The organism is Desulfobaccales bacterium (assembly GCA_041648175.1).
Taxonomy (GTDB): domain Bacteria; phylum Desulfobacterota; class Desulfobaccia; order Desulfobaccales; family 0-14-0-80-60-11; genus 0-14-0-80-60-11.
Window position 1 is genome coordinate 201,294 of the sequence record JBAZPO010000001.1, and the last position, 16,699, is coordinate 217,992.

The following is a 16,699-nucleotide window of genomic DNA, read 5'->3' on the forward strand; positions in this document are numbered from 1 at the left end:
GGTCTAAGATAATAACGGGCCTGCGTCAGGGTCCGGGTTATTAAAACCATAAACCCTAAACTTCCTGTAATTGCGATATGTTGGATAGTATAAGCATTCCTCCCTCGGCATCCACAAGGGCCAACGTAACGTCCTGTGAACAGTTCAAGATTCTGAACATTTATTCTGTTTAATTTTGCTGGCAACGTTATGATTATGGTACAATTAGTACGTCTTGAAGGATGTTAGCGGAATATTTTATCAAATATATATTGTTTAAAGATTGAACTATTTAAAGTTTATGACACCGGAGGGCCATTTTTTGGAGATTAATATTTCCGGAGTGATTTGTTCACCCTTGTCAAAGTATGCCGATCAACGAGGTTGGCTGGCCGAGATTTTCCGCCAGGATGAGCTGGCTCCGGATCATGTTCCGATGATGGCGTATGTCTCGGTCACCAACCCGGGGTTGGGGCGGGGGCCCCATGCCCACCAGCATCAGACCGATCTCTTCTGTTTTTACGGGCCTGGAGATTTCCGGGTGTCCCTTTGGGATAACCGGAATGACAGCCCCACTTTCGGGGTCCAACAGGATTTTCTTCTGGGGGAATCCAATCCCGCAATACTTATTATCCCGCCGGGGGTGGTGCACGGCTATAAGAACATGAGTGACTATCCCGGCTTTGTCTGCAACTTCGCCAACCGTCTGTACCGCGGCCACGGACGCTCCGAAGCCGTAGACGAGATTCGGTTTGAGAATGACCCCTTTTCGCCTTTTCGGCTGGAATAAGATGAGGATCAGAGGGTGATCCCGGTTTCCGGTAAGCTCCTGATTACCGGAGCACGCGGGCAGTTGGGTCAGGCCCTGGTTCAGTCTGCCGGCGGGCAGGGTTGGGAGGTAATTCCCACCGATGTCCATGACCTGGATATTACCGATTCCCAGTCGGTATGGCGAGAGCTGGCCCGGCTGCGTCCGCAAGTGGTGATCAATGCCGCTGGGGCTACCCAGGTGGACGCACTGGAGTCGGACCCGGATGGGGCGCTCAGAGTCAACGGCCTGGGGCCCCGGAACCTGGCCGTGGCTTGCCGGCGCCTGGGCCTCAAGTTAATCCACCTATCCACCGATTATGTCTTTGATGGGACCAAATCCGGGCCTTATGTGGAGTGGGACGCGACGCGGCCCCTCTCGGTTTACGGCCGCAGCAAGCTCCTGGGAGAAGAGTGGGTGCGGCAACAGTGCCCCGATCACTTTATCGTGCGTACAGCCTGGCTCTATGGGCTTCCCGGCCCCAATTTCATCCTGGCTATTTTGGCCCGGGGTCGCAGCCTGGGGCCGGCTGGCGTGCTAAAGGTGGTGGCGGATCAGCACGGGACCCCCACCAGCGCGCTGACACTGGCGCCCCAGCTCCTGGCGCTGGCCCAAACCGAGGCCTTCGGCACCTATCACGCCACCTGTCAGGGTGGCACCACCTGGTATGGGTTTGCCCAACTGATTCTTCAGACGGCCGGTATTGAGGTGGGGATAACTCCTTGTACAACCGAGGAATTTCCCCGTCCTGCTCCCCGGCCGGCCAACTCGGTCCTGGATAACCGGCTCTTGCAGGTAACCGGACTGGACCTCATGCCTTCCTGGCAGGCAGCCTTCCAGCAATTCTGGGAAGCTTACGGGGATCGCCTATGAGTTGTGTTTTGGTAACCGGGGGAGCCGGGTTTATCGGCTCCAATTTCGTCTACTTTCTGCGGCGCGAGCGGCCGGACTGGCACATCCTCAACCTGGACCTCTTGACTTACGCCGGCAACCCCGAAAATCTCAACGGGTTGCAAGGCGATCCCCTCTATACCCTCGTCCATGGAGACGTGGCCGACCGGGAATTAGCGCAAGACCTTTTTGCCCGCTATCCCATCACCCGGGTGGTCCACTTTGCCGCTGAATCCCATGTGGACCGGTCGATTCTGGACCCGGGCATCTTCGTATGCACCAATGTCGTGGGAACCTTTACCCTGTTGGAAGCGGCTCGCCAGGCCTGGCAAAACCGGGCCGGGGGGGAGACGCCGCGCTTTTTGCACGTCAGTACGGATGAAGTTTACGGCTCGTTGGGACCCGAAGATCTTCCCACCACCGAGGCGTCGCCGTATGCCCCCCGCAGCCCGTATGCCGCGTCCAAGGCCAGCGCCGACTTTCTGGTGCGCTCCTATTTCCACACTTATCAGCTTCCGGTGCTCATTACCAACTGTTCCAACAATTACGGCCCTTACCAATTCCCGGAGAAGCTGATCCCCTTTAGCCTCAGCCAGGCCTTGGCAGGCAAGTCCATTCCCATTTATGGCCAGGGAACCAATGTCCGGGACTGGCTCTTTGTGGAGGACCATTGCCGGGCGCTGCTTGCCGTACTGGAGCAGGGCCGGGTGGGAGAGACCTATAACATCGGCGGCCGCCAGGAAGTGCCCAATCTGGAACTGGTGCGCCTGTTGCTCCGCTTGCTGGGCCAAATGCGGCCTGATTTGGGAGACCTGGACCGGCTGATTACTTTTGTGGCGGACCGGCCCGGCCATGACTGGCGATATGCCCTGGACATCAGCAAAATTGAAAGCCAGTTGGGGTGGCATCCCCAAGTGGGTTTGGAGGAGGGGCTCAGGCGCACCGTAGCCTGGTATCTTAACCATCAGGACTGGCTGGGGCGCGTGCAATCCCAGGCCTACCGGGCTTTCCTCACGAAACAGTATGGGGCCGGGGTGTTAGGCGTGGATGGCTAACGGCGCAACCGTCGACAAAGAGGCGGATCAGTATCCCTGGTTATTCCAGGCCTGCGAAGGGGATATTTTTTGCAAATTCAATTAATGGTTTTTTGAAAAATGCCCGATCAGGACCAAGAGTGCACCGCCAGTGGTATTAACGTCCAGGGTCAAGTATAAGGGCTGGGTATGCAAAGGCAACCGATTATTCTGGTAGTAGATGATGAACCTGCCATTCTGGGGCTGGTCAAGGATATCTTGCGTCCAGCCGGCTACCTGGTGAACACCGCGGCCAACGGCAAGGAAGCGGTGGCCGCGCTCCAGGCTCACCCCTATGATCTGGTCATCACCGATATGATTATGCCTCAGATGGGGGGCATGGAATTAGTCCAATACCTGCGCCTGAATCATCCCGAGACTTTGGTGATTGTGTTCACCGGCTATGCGAATTTTCAGGACGCCGTGCACGCCGTGAAAATCGGCGCGTTTGATTACTTGCCTAAGCCCGTGCAGCCCGAAATTCTGCGCCACGCCATCGAGCGCGCCTTGGAATATCAACGTCTCTCGCGATCTCAACGAGAATTGGAGACGGTGTTCCAGGGTGCCGAGGCCCTGGGGTGGCAGGCCCTGGAGTTGGTTTCGGATACTCCTGAAGCCGTAATCCTGGGAGAACTACGGGAGCGTGCCTGGCAACAGGACGATCTCAAGGCGGTGGGGCTAACCTTCTTGGAAGCAGCCCAGACCTTGCTTAAGGTGACGAATAGCTCCATTTTTCTCTATGACGCCGTGCGGAGCCAGTTTGCCGGGCTGGCGGCCATGGGTCCTCATGCCGAGGTCAAGATCGATGTCCTGATGGCGTCCGAAGGGATCATGGGGTATGTGGCCGCCCACCAGCGTCCTTTGCTGGTCTCCGATCTGGGCCGGGACCCGCATTTTTCCTTGATGCCCCGACGCACCACGTATCAAACGGCCAGTTTCATGATCATCCCCCTCACAGGATATAAATTTTGGGGGGTGATCAACCTCACGGATCGGAAGGACAAAAAGCCTTTCGGGTCCCGGGACCTCTTCCTGGGTTGGCTGATGGGCCGCTTGCTGGTGGAAATTCTAGAAGCCAGGGAAGCGCCGGAAGAGGCGTCAATCCCTTCTTTGACCTCCTGGATTACCAAGGAAATCCCCATGGGGATGGCCATCCTGGACCAGAATCTGACTGTGGTTCAAGCTAATCCGGCCCTGGAGCGGATGGTGAGTCTAACCAAAGCTAACCTGGTGGGCCAGAACCTTTTCTCCTGCCTGGGCTTCAGCCATACCGACTGCGGTAATCTGGAACCGGCCTTCCAACAGGTCCTGGCCAGTCAGGAACCTCAAGAATTGACTTCCTTGAAGTCCACGGCCAAAGATAACTCGGTCCGTTATTTGGGGATTAAGATATTACCGGTCCCGGACGAACGGAATTCTTTCCGGGGCTTGGTTTTGGTGGAGGATGTCACCGAAGCCGAGCAACTCAAACAACGGCTGCAACTCTATGAGCATCTGGCCATCATGGGCAAGCTCACTCTTTGCGTGGCCCATGAACTAAACAATCCCCTGGACGGCATCCGGCGTTACCTGTCCCTGGCCGTCCTCAAAAAAGATGATGCCCAAAGCGTGGACCGCTACCTCACCGAGGCCCAGAAAGGTCTCCAGAAGATGTCCATGAGCATCAAGAGCCTGATGTTCTCTGCCAATCCTTTTAAATCGCCTCCTCGGGCCAGTGACACATTGCACAATCTGCTCCAGGACGCCATTAAAATCATGATGTTTCAGGCCAGCGATCAGCGGGTGCAAATAGACTTCAGTCCGCCTCCGGAGTTCGAAAAGATCGTCTCTGAGTCTGACCTTTATTATGTGTTTATCAATGTCATTAAAAATGCCCTCCAGGCCATGCCGCAAGGTGGCCGCCTGGCGGTGAACGGCATTTTGAACGAGCGCCACATGGAGATTTCCTTCCAGGACACCGGACCTGGGTTATCGTCCCAGGAGATGGACCAGATCTTTCAACCGTTTTATTCCACCAAAGAGGGAACCCAAGGATTGGGATTGGGTTTACCCATTTGTCAAAAGATCCTGGAGCGGTATGATGGCCGCTTAGTGGTGGAAAGCCAGCCAGGGCGGGGCACAAAAATTCGTTTGGTCCTGCCCTATACCGACCCGGGAGCCTTGCATGGCAAATAAAGACCTTTTGATCGTTGATGACGATACCCTGGTGTGTGAATCACTCAAAGAGATGCTCCTCCTGGAAGGGTTCAGTGTGGATGCGGTTATGGGTGGACAGGATGCCCTGGCTAAAATCAAAAACCAACAATACCAAGTGATCCTCTCTGATATCCAGATGCCTGGGCTCGACGGCATCGAGCTCTTGAAGGAGTTGAGGGGCCGGCTTCCCGATACGACGGTCATTTTCATTACCGGCCACGGTCACATTGCCGGGGCGGTCGAGGCCATCAAACTGGGAGCTTATGACTACATAACCAAACCCATTGATGACCTGCGTCTCAAACTCACGATCCGCCATGCCCTGGAGAAGAAAAAACTACAGGCTTCTTACGATTCCCTGAAACAGCGCCTCAAGCCCTGGACCTTGGATGATACCTTGGTTTTCGGTGATCCCAAAATGGCCCAGCTTCTGGAAATGGTCCACACCATTGCCGACACCATGGCGACGGTGCTGATCACCGGGGAATCGGGGACCGGGAAATCCATGCTGGCCCAGTATATTCACAAGCACTCCCACCGCAAAGACGGGCCCTTCGGCAAGATTAGCTGCGGTTCGCTGTCCGAGACCTTGCTGGAAAGCGAACTCTTTGGACATATGCGGGGCTCCTTCACGGGGGCGATCCGGGATAAAAAGGGCAAATTCGAGGAAGCCCACGGGGGCACCATCTTTCTGGACGACATCAACTTAGCCTCTCCCCAACTCCAGATTAAGCTCCTGCGCGTCCTGCAGGAAAAGGTCATCGAGCGGGTGGGAGCCAACATCCCCATTCAGACGGATGTACGGATTATCACAGCCACCAACACTTTGTTGGAAGATGAAGTGGCCCAACAAAACTTCCGGGAAGACCTCTACTACCGGATCAACGTGGTCACGTTTACCATCCCGCCTCTGCGGGACCGGTTGAGCGATATTGAACCGTTGGCAACCCATTTTGTCAGCCGGTTCAACCAGATTCACCATAAAGACATCAAGGGCATCACCAAGAGCGCCCTGCAATACTGCCTCCAATACCCCTGGCCGGGGAATGTCCGGGAGTTGGAGAATGTCGTGGAACGCGCCGTAATCTTAAGTCCCGGGGAGTTTATCGTTCCCGAGTCCCTGCCTCCAAAAATTACGGAAAGCAAGCCGACCCTGTCCAAGGAATCCTTCAAAAACCTGACCCTGGAAGAAGCTATGGACCGGTCCGAAAAGCAAATTCTCCTGGAGACCCTGGAATCTTTTAGCTGGAACCGCCAGCTCAGCGCTCGCACCCTGGGGATCAGCCGCACCACCCTGTTCAACAAGATGCGGCGGTTTCAATTGGTGGACCCCCGGCGATCATCACCGGATAACTCCACCGAATCCGCTGCTTCCTAGTCCCCATCAGGCAGCCAGGCCCCGGCCCACGTCCCTGGCCAGGACAAGGGTCGCGCCTCCTCTTCCTTCTGAGCGTCTTTTTGCATATAGTAATTGCCAAAAAGTTCTTGCCTCAATTTTCCTCTCCCCTTTAAGGGGAAAGGATTAAGGTGAGGGCTAAAAACTTTTGGTAATCGACAAAAAGGCCATAAGGCTGGCCGCACCGCGGGCTGGCTGCGTGGCCGCCACCTGAAGCGAGGCATGCTATGGGTTACGACCCTGAGACCTTAAAGCAATGGGACCGGGAGTTTGTCTGGCATCCCTTCACCCAAATGCAGGGCTTCCGGGAGGAAGACCCCCTGATCATCAGCCACGGAGAAGGGATTTACCTCTATGATATCCAGGGCAACCGCTATCTGGACGGCGTTTCGTCCCTATGGGCCAACCTCCATGGGCACCGGCGCCCCGAGTTGGACCTTGCCTTGATGGAGCAGCTTAATCAGGTGGCCCACAGCACCCTGTTGGGGATCGCCCATCCCCCGGCCATCCTCCTGGCCCGCCGCCTGGTGGAATTGGCCCCGCCGGGCTTGAGCAAGGTGTTTTACTCGGACAATGGCTCCACCGCCGTGGAGGTGGCCCTGAAGGTTGCCTTCCAATTCTGGCGCAACCGCGGCCAAAGCCAAAAACAACGCTTCTTAAAACTCAGCGGCGCCTACCACGGTGACACCATAGGCGCGGTGTCCGTAGGCGGCATCCCCATATTCCATGAGATTTACCGGCCACTGCTGTTCGACACCTTGGAAGCCCCGGCGCCTTACTGCTACCGCTGTTCCCACCAGGACGATTGCGGGCAGCAATGCCTTACCCGGCTGGAAGAATTGGTGGCCGAGCACCACCAGGAGTTGGCCGCGGTGATCGTGGAGCCGGTGATGCAGGGCGCCGCGGGGATGATCGCCCAGCCTCCCGGTTATCTGGCGAAGGTCAGGGAAGTCACCCGCCAGCATAACGTGCTCCTCATTGCCGATGAAGTGGCCGTGGGCTTCGGGCGCACCGGCGTCATGTTCGCCTGTGAGCACGAGGGTGTGAGCCCCGATCTGCTCTGCCTGGCCAAAGGCATCACCGGCGGTTACCTGCCCTTGGCCGCGACCCTGGCCACGGACGAGGTCTATCAGGCCTTCCTGGGAGCCTTCGAGGAATTTAAGACGTTTTTCCACGGGCACACCTACACGGGCAATCCCCTGGGAGCCGCGGTGGGGCTGGCCAGCCTGGATATCTTCGCAAAAGACCGCGTTCTTGCCGGTCTGCCGGTCAAAACGTCGCAATTGGCCGGGCGGCTAGAGAGGATGGCGGAGCATCCCCACGTCGGCGATATCCGGCAGCGGGGCCTGATGGTGGGCATCGAACTGGTGGCGGACAAATCCACCCGGGAACCCTTCCCCCTTAAACGGCGCGTCGGGCACCAGGTGATCCTGGCAGCCCGCAAGCTCGGGGCAATACTCCGGCCCCTGGGGGATGTCATCGTGCTTTTGCCGCCGCTCTGCATCACCGCGGCAGAACTGGACACCCTGTGCGATATCACCCGGGAGGCTATCGTCCAGGGGACCAAAGAGATGTAGCCGGAGAGACCGAACCCTTGATATAAGGAATTATAAAATCGGAAAGATTACACGTTGAATCTCTGGGCCTGCCGCGCTCCCCTCAGAGGCGGGTTAAACCCACCCCTGAGGGCCTGCGATTCATCACTCCGCGGCGTTTCCTTTAGAATAATAATCACTTATCTTATCGATTTCCCTCGAAAACCGAAAACCGCCTCTCTCTTACCTGCTCCAATACACCCGCACAAACTTGTCCATCTCCGACCAGCGGAAGTTCAGATCACCCTTGTAGGCCTTATAAATGGTGCGCCCCAGGTGTTGGGCCAGCTTCTCCGTGGTGGTCTCCACCACGAACTGATCCCCATCCGGGGCCATTTGGATGACGCGGTCCTGGACATTGCGCTTGGACACCCTGTTGGATTCCTTTTTCAGGATCCCAACGATCTCCTCTTTGTGCTGGGCCAGAAATTCGCCGCTGAGGGTGAGAATCCCTTCGGGATAGTGGTCCTTGATCTTGCGGCAGGTGGGGCACACCACCTCCCGCACCTGGTTGGCGCCGGACAATCGCTCATAGAGCTTTTCGTCGAAAAACCAGCGCTTGCTCTGGTAGAGGGCGTGGCATTGGGTGCAGGCCGCAGCTTCCTGGCCGGCCTCGGGCAGATAGGGGTCCTCCTGCCGTCCCACGTGGCCAAACTTCTTGCCCTTCTCCCCGCTCCATTTCTGCTCTTTGTATTTTTCCATAAACTCCCTCTCGCTTGAGAATAGCCCAGATACCTGGAAGGACCCGCGTGCCCGCCAGGGGAAAGATGGACATCTCGGTTCACCCGGCGCTGCAGCGGTAACCTTTTTGGGAAACTTGTCTACGTAGTTAAGTTAGGACTAATCCGGTGGGTTGCAAGAGGACCCGACAAAATATCAGCGACTGGTGGAGTCAGCCGGCCAGTAGGCTGGAATCGCATCTCTGTAACTTGGGTAGCTTAAGGCGCGCTAAAAATCTACGTAGGCCCCCCGCTTGAGCCCCTTCAGATGGCAGGTATCGTTGAGGCCCATGATGTGCCAGGTGTCGGCCGTTCGATTGAAGCGGTTAATGGCCGTAGTGTCCTGGCCGAGGCGCCAGAAGTGGGAGTTGTCCAGGCTCAGAAAGGCCGCGATGAGCACCTTGTTAACTGCCCGGTGGGCCGCCAACAGGACTGTTTGACCGGGGTGGCGCAGCACCACCTCTTCCACGGCGTCTATGGCCCGGTCTTTGACTTCGTCCAGGGTTTCACCCTTGGGAAAGCGGACGGTATGGGGCGCGGTTTCCCATTGCCGGTAAAGGTCGGCGTCCTTCACCTTGACCTCAATTAAGGGCATGCCCTCCCAATCGCCGTACCACAGGTCGGTGAGCCCCGCCAGGTCCAGAACCTGGAGGCCGTGATGCCGGGCGATGGCTTCGCCCGTTTCTCGAGCCCGGGATAAAGGCGAGCAGTAAGCGGCGTGGATGGTTTCGGTCTTGAGCCAGTCACCCGCCAGGCGGGCCTCCTCCCGGCCAGTGTCATTCAAGGGGATGTCCCGGGAGCCCCGAAAAATCTTGTCTTTATTCCAAGGGGTTTGGCCGTGGCGCACCAGAATAATTTTAGTCATTACTCTCCTCCCTCAACGGCTGGCGAGCCGCGGTCCCCGGTGGTCGTTGACCGGCCTCAAATAACCAGGGACCAGAAGCATCCACTCTGGTCCCCACTATATTGCCAAACGCCGTAAATGGAAAGAGGAGATTAGTTTTTCATTTCACGATATCCCAGTTGAGGGCAAAGGTGTTGTCGTAGAGGGTGTACTCAAATCCCATCATCTTGCCAACGCCAGGTCGGGCGCCCTCCTGCACCTTCCAATAGGAGAGATAAATTGCCGGGACCATCCGAGGCTCCCCGGTCTTGGGATCAGGTTCGATATTTTGCCAGATTTCCTTTTTTTCCAGGACGCGCCACATCGTGCCGTATTTCTTGTTGCGCACCGTCTGCCCCGGATTGGGCAGTCCCTTTTCCTTGATGATCTGGTCATACTCTTTCATGGCCGCCTCCTTATATGAGTGATGATAAGAGTATAGTTAAAGGATAAGCGTGTTCCAGGCAGTGTCAAGTTTAAGTTATTTTTTTCACACATATTTCCAAATAATGCCTCAATCAGGGCAATGCCGGAAATAATTTGTCAAGCCGCCATAAAAATATTGAAGCTGCAGGGTTGATGATGCTATATTTTAAAAGGTGATGAAGTCCGCCAATAACCGTCTGGGTCATAAGGTCCGAGACTGATGACTTCTACTGGCAGAAAACTCCGGTAGAAGTTTTTTTTTGCCGGAAGATGTAATCTGGGTAACGTTGATGCCTTTCTGCGAAAACGAACCTTCTTAAAAGGGCATTCCGTGAAGCTCTCCCAAAAAACGCGAGAACTCCTCACCTTAAGCTGGCTTCGGCAGCTGATAAGAAATGATGGTTGGATCATGAAGATACTCTTGGTGATGGTCGGCGGCAGCCTCGGGGCGCTGTCCCGCTATGCCGTGTCATTGTGGGCCGCAAAGCTTTTTGGAACCAGATTCCCTTGGGGAACTCTCACCGTCAATCTTTCAGGCTGCTTTCTCATCGGCCTGGCCTTTGCCTTGGGCGAACGGGGCCTCAGTATCATGAATCCTTCCATGCGCCTGTTTTTCATGACGGGGTTTCTTGGGGGTCTGACGACTTTTTCCTCCTTCGGCCTGGAGACGATGAACGCCATGCGTGAGGGCAGCCATCTGGTCACGGTGGCCAACGTTCTTTCCAACAATGTCATCGGCACAGCCTTGGTTTTTTTAGGCATGGTGGTGGGCCGCCTACGGTAAGGAAGGGCCAATTATGCGGCAGTATAAAATAATTGAGATATTCACCAGTGAAGAGGCCCGTTGGCACGGGGAGCCTCTCCATGCTGCCATCGTCCAGTTGGTTCACGACCTGAAAATCGCGGCGCGGTGCCTGGTGACCAAGGGCATTGAAGGCTCTTATGAAAACGGAGAGATCGCCACCGGCAGGCTTGAGGTCCTCTCCTACAACCTGCCCGTGCGGATTACCATTGTGGCGCCGGCCGTCGAGTCCGAGCTGCTCTTAGCCAGGGCCGAGGAAATGGTCGCCGACGGGATCGTGACGGTTCAGGATGTAGCAGTCATTTCCCATAAAACCCGCGGCCCGTTCATCCCGAAGCATACCAGGGTTCGAGACCTCATGACTCCGTCCCCTCAAAAGGTCAATCTGGACACCTCGCTGGCCGAAGTGGCCCGCCTGTTGCTCTCTTCCACTTTCACCGCGCTGCCGGTGGTTGACGAACAGAACCGGCCGGTCGGGGTAATCTCTCAGGGGGATTTGATCTACAGGGCCGGTTTGCCCATGCGACTCGGTTTGCTGGCGGCCTCCGATCAAGAAAAAGTGAGCACCGTCATTGCAGCCCTGACGCCGCGCCAGGCTAAAGAGGTCATGACCCGCCCCGCCATGACCATTGAGCAGGATAAGTAGGCCACGGACGCGGTAAATCTCATGCTTAACAAGCAGGTGAAGCGCCTCCCGGTCGTCGATGCCGAGGGCAAACTTGTGGGCGTCCTCTCGCGCGTGGATGTGTTTCATGCCATTTTGCGGGAGTGTCCGAATTGGCAAGCCTTCCAGAAGCAGCAGATTGCCGTGGACAATTTGCGATTCGTCTCCGACATTATGCGCCGGGACACCTCGACGGTTTTTCCTGATACCCCGGTGGAGGAAGTGATTCGCCTTATCGACTGCAATGACATTCAGCGGGTGTGCGTCGTAGACCAAGAAGGGCATTTTCTCGGGTTGATCTCGGATAAAGACCTCCTGACCGCGTTTTCCGACCGCCACCCGGGTTTCTTTAATTACCTGGTCAGCAAGATGCCCTTTGCCGAACATGCCCAGCTTCGGGAGGACTTGAGCGGCAAAACCGCAGGGGAGGTTATGAACCCCAATATCGTCACGGTTGCCGAAGATGCCCCGATCAATGAAGCCATCCGACTGATGCTCGATAAGGCGATCAAGCGCTTACCGGTGGTCGATTCCCAGGGGAAATTTAAAGGCCTGGTCAGCCGTGACGCCCTGTTGCGCGCCGGTTTTGCTTCCTGAGCAGCCAAACTGGCGTGAAACGCATTCATTATGAGTTCAACAACCGCAGTTGGAACAGGCAACCCCCTTGACAAACTTCCTGCGCCTGCGTATAAAAATAGATGCAGTTGGGGGATCGTCTAACGGCAGGACTGCAGCCTCTGGAGTTGCCTATCAAGGTTCGAATCCTTGTCCCCCAGCCAACTCAGACAACCAGCAGGTTTTTACATATTCCCCGGTAGCTCAGCTGGTAGAGCGGGTGGCTGTTAACCACCTTGTCGGCGGTTCGAGTCCGTCCCGGGGAGCCAGAATTGATCAATGTTTGGGGTAGCTACGGCTACCCCATTTTTTTCCCGGGAGCACTATGGGAGCACTATTTTGTTCCGGCCCTTGATTTACCGGAGTTTCCCAACTGCTCTTCCTGACCCAGGAACTCCTGGAGCTTCCGGTAAGCCTCCTGGGCGTCCCCAAAATCCACCGTGTTGTAGCGATTAAACATGGCTGCAGTCTTGTGGCCGGTCATCTTCATGATCACCGATGGAGCGACTCCCGCTTTGCGCATATTGGTGTTGAAGGTGTGGCGCAAGTCGTGGAACCTGAAGTTGTCAATCCCGGCCTTTCGGCAGGCCCGCCCGAGGCAGGTCTTGATGGAGGCTATAGGCCGCCCCTTATACGTAAAGACCCGGGTATGTTCGATGGACCTGACCTGCCCTGCCTTGTCCAGAATTGCCAGAAGCTCTTGGTTTAGAAAAATCACCCTGGGTTCCAAGGTCTTGGTGTCCACACCCTTAAGTTTGATAGCCTTCTCTTTTAGACTTACCTTGTCCCAGGTGAGATTGAAGATTTCCCCGGCCCTCATCCCGGTCCAGTAAGCAAATCTGACTATCAGGGCGGCGTGCAGAGGAAGATGGGATATTAACAGTTCCAACTCCTCGGCCGACAGGATGCGGTCCCTGACATTGTTCTCCGGCAGCATCTTGATCTTCCAGCAGGGATTTCTCTCTGCCAGTTCATCGCGAATGGCCAAATTAAACATTCGCTTCAACACGGTGATTTCCCGGTTCACGCTGGCACTGCTCCTGGGTCGGCCGAGTTGGGTAATTCCCTGCAACCGCTGTCGCTGGTATTTTTCTACCATGGCGGGTTTGATCTTCTGGACTAGGATGTCGCCGAAGTATTCCGCCAAAACATGGCAAGCCCTTTCAATATGTTTGAAAGTCTTGTTTTGCCGCACCACCGGCAGTTCCAGGAACCACAGGACCAATTGGCTGAAGGTCAGGTTCGACTCTTCCTTGATGTCCAGATATTTCCGTTCGGTTCACAAAACCATTTTCTTTTGGTAGGCCCGCTCGGCTAGCTTTTTCTGGAACCCCACCTTTTCGATCCGGTACTTGATCTTGCCGGTCCGAGGGTCCCGGCCGATGGGGTACTTGATGAACCAGGGCCCGGTCTTACGGCCCTGGGAATCACGATATTTTTGGTAAATGCTCATGGTTGCCACTCCTTATAAGTTCAAGGAGACAGCAGAGACGGGGTTACTGGCTAAGGGAAAACATCACCTCCTTTCCCCTGAAGATATGCCAGTTCCCGCCCCGGCTGTCAATGAATTGGTGGTAGAGGGTTTAGTTGATTGTGGGGAGCTGGTCCAGGAAGCGGTCGACGTCCTTCCGGTCCCACTTTAACCGGCGCCCGATACGCTTGGTTTTGATTGGGAAGGTACCAGCCGCCAGCTTGTTGTAAATGGTCTGGCGGCTGAGCCCCACGTAATCTGAGAGATCCTGGATGTCCAGCATGCGTCTTTCAACGGCTACAGTTCTGTTCAATGCGATTAAATCCTCCTGGTAGATCGTGGTGGAAAACGTAATGTGACTTAAAAACTTTGATTCGGGCCAGGGTGCATAGTTATCCCCGGGTTTGGTGTAATCGTTTAAGCCTGGGCCAGATTTTCGTTCTTACGTGCAGTGTAATTGCCAGCGCAACCGGTACTCACTGTGCCGTTTATGTTGCCGCTGTTCATCGTTCGGGAGCTGACGCGCCCGTCTATTTTTATGGAGCCCAGGCCGGTAATGCTAATTGGTCAAAACCTTAGGCGGTGGATGGATCCATACCGAATGCCATTTTATGGTGCCGGTAGAATTTATTTTCCGCCGTTGGCCTGCTTCCTTGCCGTGGCCACCAACTTGTCGGCGTCCTTGGGCTTTTCTACAGGGATAAATCTGCAGCCTTTCTCAATGCGGAACCAGAAATCCATGCCGTTCGGGTTAACATCGTCTCTGGCAGGATCCTTGGCCTTCTCGATGACCAAGCGGTTCAGGTCTCGCTCTTTGAAGTAGTCCAGAGTCAGGTAGAGGAAGGGTTTTTCCATGGTTAAGGCGCCCCCCCGGCCAAGCATGTTGCCATGTTTCATCTGGAGGCCCATGAAAGTGACGCCTGACTGGCCCTGTTGTTGTTTGAAAATGTCCCTGATGGGTATGCCGACCTCATGGAAGTCCTGATAAATCTCCAGGTAATCGATCACGTTGAGTCCGGTAGGATTCATGGCCGGAGCGAAGTTGCTATCATGAACCCTGAAATCTACATACCTCTCCCAATCATCCAGAGATGTGCCATGCACCTCACAGAAATCGTGGAGCCGAATGCTTAGCCGCACGTCCGACAACTCCGAGGTCAAGTACTTGACTGGTAATATGTCCCAGTTGAGTTGGACCAGGTTCAGGAAGAAGCCGGTTTTGCCGGCGTTGGTGGCGCCAGCCACGACAATGAGGTCTCCCGGGTAGATCAGAACATATTGCTCCAGGCCCAAGGGGAGCCGCATTGACAATGGCTTGGGAATTGTCCGGAGTATCCTGAGTCTGCCAGTGTCACTTTGGTCCTCTGGAGGGGAGGTCTGAGTTTGCCCGGGTTTGTCACCGGCTCGGCAATAATTGCCCTTCTTTCCGTTGACCCGCTCCAGCAGCCCTTTCTTCTCCAACCGGCCCAGCCTGTTGGAGACCAGCTTTCTTAAGGACTCCCATTCCTCCGGGGTAGTGGGGGGTGGTGAAATAGATGGTGATTTCACCACTTCTCTGGCGATTTCATCAACGGTAAATGTTCCACTGGCAGCTTGGACAATTTTATGAATACGAGCAGCCATGCTGATTTCCTGGGTTTTGGCCGAGGCTGATGCCTCGCTTGATGGTGAAATGCGTGGTGAAATGGCATTCTCCTTATATAGATAATTTATTCTTAGAGGATCCCGAAAGGAGCCCTCACCCCACAAGCCACCCTGGGGCCCTGACCCAGGGATGGCTCGTGGGTTATGCCTTTCTTCTTGACCTTCTAAAGATGGTCCACAGGTGGGGGGGTATGCACCACCCCAGAGGAGCCAGGGTGGGTGCATACCCCGTCGTCCGCCTGGCAGTATAGCGGTTGAGTGTAAGGTCCGGCAAAACCGGCTTCGTGGTCGATGGTCGACATCATCGGCGGTCCCTCCCGCCTGTTGAGCCCTGGGGCGGCTGCCAGCCCATGTCAGTAATGGCCTTTTGGATAGTCCGGGCCAGGTAAGCGGAGTTGATTTTGTTCTTGTCACGCATGAACAGCTTTGACTCCTTGAAAAGGGCATAGACCCGTACAGCATTACCGTTAGTGAGCCGGGCCAGCCGGTTGGCCAGCGCTTGGTCTGCCTCTGACTGGGTGCGGTAAGGACCATGTTTCCGCAACCGGCCTGCACCTTTCCAGTCCCCGATAAACAAATATCTGTACATTTCACCTTGACGCCCCGCCTTCAGCTCCCGGATGATCTCCAGGTCCGGCGGCGTCAACACCGCAGTTTGAAAATGCTCCAGCAGTGTATCAAGGACTCCGACGTCAATCCTGGGCTTCCGTCCATGTGCCGATGGGTCATTGCGGAGCGGCAATGAACTATCCCGGCCATTTTCTAGGAAACGAGCGTAAACAAGCTTGAGCTCTTTTGGGCGGTTCTCGATGGCGTTACCTGCACCATTGGCCAGGAGATTACCGGTTATGGTGAAGTAGTGGCGGGAATCATACATCTCCACGTCACCCTCCTTTCTCTTGCCCGGCGGCAAGACCCCAAAAACGATAATGTGCAGGCCGCTTCCGGACGGAGAGATCTCGGTGTAGGAGCTCAACTGCTCCACAATCTCTAAAGCCCAGGGTTCAATCACGCCGGTTTCTGGATCGCGGCACTTGTCCAGGTCGATGCCCGTGAATGGGTCGTCTTTGGTAAAAACAAAGCCCAACCCCATGATGCCTTTATTCTTCCGCCGTTCATAATACTTACAGGCCTGGCCGAAAGTTCCCCAGGTAGAAGGGTCAGTGGGCGATGCAAACCTGCCGGTCTTTGGATCCACCGGCACTTTCTTCCATTTGCCGTCTTCAAACTTCAGCTTCCAACAGACCCATTGACGCCGCAGCGTCAGAACTCCAGGGATTTTCATTAGATCTACTGGAAGTACTGGCGGTTTCCCGCTGTAACCATTCATAATTTGTTATAAACCTCCATGTTTTTGTAAAGTAATCTGGTCATCATTTGTCCTCATCTTCTCTGCCTACCGCTTATACCAAGTTGCGCTCAGAGAAGTAAAAATAGCTTGGGTTTTGTAGGGGGGCACTTGCAGGTGCGACCACCTTGAGGGCGGACACACAGGTCCGCCCCTATGATCTAAAATTACCTGTATGACCGCAACTCG

17 protein-coding genes, 2 tRNA genes, 1 pseudogene and 1 riboswitch are annotated in these 16,699 nt (G+C 55.4%); of the genes and pseudogenes, 12 read left to right on the forward strand and 8 right to left on the reverse strand.

Annotated elements, in window-relative coordinates:
• Positions 1-280: 280 nt before the first annotated feature.
• From WC600_00960 to bioA, 6 genes are all read left to right on the forward strand, one after another.
• Positions 281-769: a dTDP-4-dehydrorhamnose 3,5-epimerase family protein gene (locus WC600_00960; protein ID MFA4901294.1), complete on the forward strand. Its 489-nt coding sequence runs from the start codon at positions 281-283 to the stop codon at positions 767-769.
• A 15-nt stretch (positions 770-784) separates the two neighbouring features.
• Positions 785-1,660, forward strand: a complete 876-nt coding sequence (rfbD, locus tag WC600_00965) for a dTDP-4-dehydrorhamnose reductase (GenBank protein ID MFA4901295.1) — start codon at positions 785-787, stop codon at positions 1,658-1,660.
• Positions 1,657-2,733, forward strand: a complete 1,077-nt coding sequence (gene rfbB, locus WC600_00970; protein ID MFA4901296.1) for a dTDP-glucose 4,6-dehydratase — start codon at positions 1,657-1,659, stop codon at positions 2,731-2,733. Before rfbD ends, rfbB begins: the two co-directional genes overlap by 4 nt.
• 168 nt (positions 2,734-2,901) lie before the next feature.
• On the forward strand, positions 2,902-4,926 hold the full coding sequence (locus tag WC600_00975) for a response regulator (GenBank protein MFA4901297.1): 2,025 nt from the start codon (positions 2,902-2,904) through the stop codon (positions 4,924-4,926).
• Positions 4,916-6,325: a sigma-54 dependent transcriptional regulator gene (locus WC600_00980; protein MFA4901298.1), complete on the forward strand. Its 1,410-nt coding sequence runs from the start codon at positions 4,916-4,918 to the stop codon at positions 6,323-6,325. Before WC600_00975 ends, WC600_00980 begins: the two co-directional genes overlap by 11 nt.
• A gap of 245 nt (positions 6,326-6,570) precedes the next feature.
• On the forward strand, positions 6,571-7,920 hold the full coding sequence (gene bioA, locus WC600_00985) for an adenosylmethionine--8-amino-7-oxononanoate transaminase (protein MFA4901299.1): 1,350 nt from the start codon (positions 6,571-6,573) through the stop codon (positions 7,918-7,920).
• Positions 7,921-8,121: 201 nt separating this feature from the next.
• Here bioA and WC600_00990 read toward each other — a convergent pair whose 3' ends face one another.
• The 3 genes from WC600_00990 to WC600_01000 all read right to left on the reverse strand — a co-directional run bounded on the left by WC600_00990 (position 8,122) and on the right by WC600_01000 (position 9,946).
• A complete protein-coding gene (locus WC600_00990) occupies positions 8,122-8,640 on the reverse strand; it encodes a BCAM0308 family protein (protein ID MFA4901300.1) in 519 nt (172 codons plus the stop codon).
• Between the two features lie 246 nt (positions 8,641-8,886).
• Complete coding sequence (locus WC600_00995; GenBank protein ID MFA4901301.1) at positions 8,887-9,522, reverse strand: histidine phosphatase family protein; 636 nt, start codon at positions 9,520-9,522, stop codon at positions 8,887-8,889.
• Between the two features lie 139 nt (positions 9,523-9,661).
• Positions 9,662-9,946 (reverse strand): hypothetical protein, encoded by a 285-nt coding sequence (locus tag WC600_01000; GenBank protein ID MFA4901302.1) that lies wholly within the window; start codon positions 9,944-9,946, stop codon positions 9,662-9,664.
• A gap of 183 nt (positions 9,947-10,129) precedes the next feature.
• A riboswitch (Fluoride riboswitch) is annotated at positions 10,130-10,203 on the forward strand.
• 172 nt (positions 10,204-10,375) lie between these two features.
• Between WC600_01000 and crcB the strand changes: the two genes are divergently transcribed.
• The 6 genes and pseudogenes from crcB to WC600_01030 all read left to right on the forward strand — a co-directional run bounded on the left by crcB (position 10,376) and on the right by WC600_01030 (position 12,316).
• Entirely contained in the window at positions 10,376-10,750 is a 375-nt protein-coding gene (gene crcB, locus WC600_01005; GenBank protein MFA4901303.1) for a fluoride efflux transporter CrcB, read from the forward strand.
• 13 nt (positions 10,751-10,763) lie between these two features.
• Positions 10,764-11,414, forward strand: a complete 651-nt coding sequence (locus WC600_01010; GenBank protein MFA4901304.1) for a DUF190 domain-containing protein — start codon at positions 10,764-10,766, stop codon at positions 11,412-11,414.
• A gap of 15 nt (positions 11,415-11,429) precedes the next feature.
• Positions 11,430-11,750: pseudogene (locus WC600_01015) on the forward strand (CBS domain-containing protein).
• A gap of 114 nt (positions 11,751-11,864) precedes the next feature.
• Positions 11,865-12,029, forward strand: a complete 165-nt coding sequence (locus WC600_01020; protein ID MFA4901305.1) for a CBS domain-containing protein — start codon at positions 11,865-11,867, stop codon at positions 12,027-12,029.
• A 108-nt stretch (positions 12,030-12,137) separates the two neighbouring features.
• Positions 12,138-12,211 (forward strand) — tRNA-Gln (locus WC600_01025).
• A gap of 29 nt (positions 12,212-12,240) precedes the next feature.
• Positions 12,241-12,316, forward strand: a tRNA-Asn gene (locus WC600_01030).
• Between the two features lie 65 nt (positions 12,317-12,381).
• Here WC600_01030 and WC600_01035 read toward each other — a convergent pair.
• From WC600_01035 to WC600_01055, 5 genes are all read right to left on the reverse strand, one after another.
• Positions 12,382-13,272 carry a site-specific integrase gene (locus tag WC600_01035; GenBank protein ID MFA4901306.1) on the reverse strand — a complete coding sequence of 297 codons (891 nt, stop codon included), beginning with the start codon at positions 13,270-13,272 and terminating at the stop codon, positions 12,382-12,384.
• Between the two features lie 54 nt (positions 13,273-13,326).
• Positions 13,327-13,500: a hypothetical protein gene (locus WC600_01040; GenBank protein MFA4901307.1), complete on the reverse strand. Its 174-nt coding sequence runs from the start codon at positions 13,498-13,500 to the stop codon at positions 13,327-13,329.
• 130 nt (positions 13,501-13,630) lie between these two features.
• Positions 13,631-13,831, reverse strand: coding sequence for a helix-turn-helix domain-containing protein (locus WC600_01045; protein ID MFA4901308.1), 201 nt, complete (start codon positions 13,829-13,831; stop codon positions 13,631-13,633).
• 314 nt (positions 13,832-14,145) lie between these two features.
• Complete coding sequence (locus WC600_01050; GenBank protein ID MFA4901309.1) at positions 14,146-15,141, reverse strand: hypothetical protein; 996 nt, start codon at positions 15,139-15,141, stop codon at positions 14,146-14,148.
• A gap of 322 nt (positions 15,142-15,463) precedes the next feature.
• A complete protein-coding gene (locus tag WC600_01055) occupies positions 15,464-16,447 on the reverse strand; it encodes a hypothetical protein (protein ID MFA4901310.1) in 984 nt (327 codons plus the stop codon).
• Positions 16,448-16,699: the final 252 nt, after the last annotated feature.

Coding starts and splice junctions, on each gene's coding strand:
- WC600_00980 (MFA4901298.1), top strand. CDS start 4,916: ATGGCAAATAAAGACCTTTTGATCGTTGATGACGATACCCTGGTGTGT.
- WC600_01000 (MFA4901302.1), bottom strand. CDS start 9,946: ATGAAAGAGTATGACCAGATCATCAAGGAAAAGGGACTGCCCAATCCG.
- WC600_00975 (MFA4901297.1), top strand. CDS start 2,902: ATGCAAAGGCAACCGATTATTCTGGTAGTAGATGATGAACCTGCCATT.
- WC600_00990 (MFA4901300.1), bottom strand. CDS start 8,640: ATGGAAAAATACAAAGAGCAGAAATGGAGCGGGGAGAAGGGCAAGAAG.
- rfbB (MFA4901296.1), top strand. CDS start 1,657: ATGAGTTGTGTTTTGGTAACCGGGGGAGCCGGGTTTATCGGCTCCAAT.
- WC600_01040 (MFA4901307.1), bottom strand. CDS start 13,500: ATGAGCATTTACCAAAAATATCGTGATTCCCAGGGCCGTAAGACCGGG.
- WC600_00960 (MFA4901294.1), top strand. CDS start 281: ATGACACCGGAGGGCCATTTTTTGGAGATTAATATTTCCGGAGTGATT.
- WC600_00995 (MFA4901301.1), bottom strand. CDS start 9,522: ATGACTAAAATTATTCTGGTGCGCCACGGCCAAACCCCTTGGAATAAA.
- crcB (MFA4901303.1), top strand. CDS start 10,376: ATGAAGATACTCTTGGTGATGGTCGGCGGCAGCCTCGGGGCGCTGTCC.
- WC600_01050 (MFA4901309.1), bottom strand. CDS start 15,141: ATGGCTGCTCGTATTCATAAAATTGTCCAAGCTGCCAGTGGAACATTT.
- WC600_01020 (MFA4901305.1), top strand. CDS start 11,865: ATGAACCCCAATATCGTCACGGTTGCCGAAGATGCCCCGATCAATGAA.
- WC600_01010 (MFA4901304.1), top strand. CDS start 10,764: ATGCGGCAGTATAAAATAATTGAGATATTCACCAGTGAAGAGGCCCGT.
- WC600_01055 (MFA4901310.1), bottom strand. CDS start 16,447: ATGAAAATCCCTGGAGTTCTGACGCTGCGGCGTCAATGGGTCTGTTGG.
- bioA (MFA4901299.1), top strand. CDS start 6,571: ATGGGTTACGACCCTGAGACCTTAAAGCAATGGGACCGGGAGTTTGTC.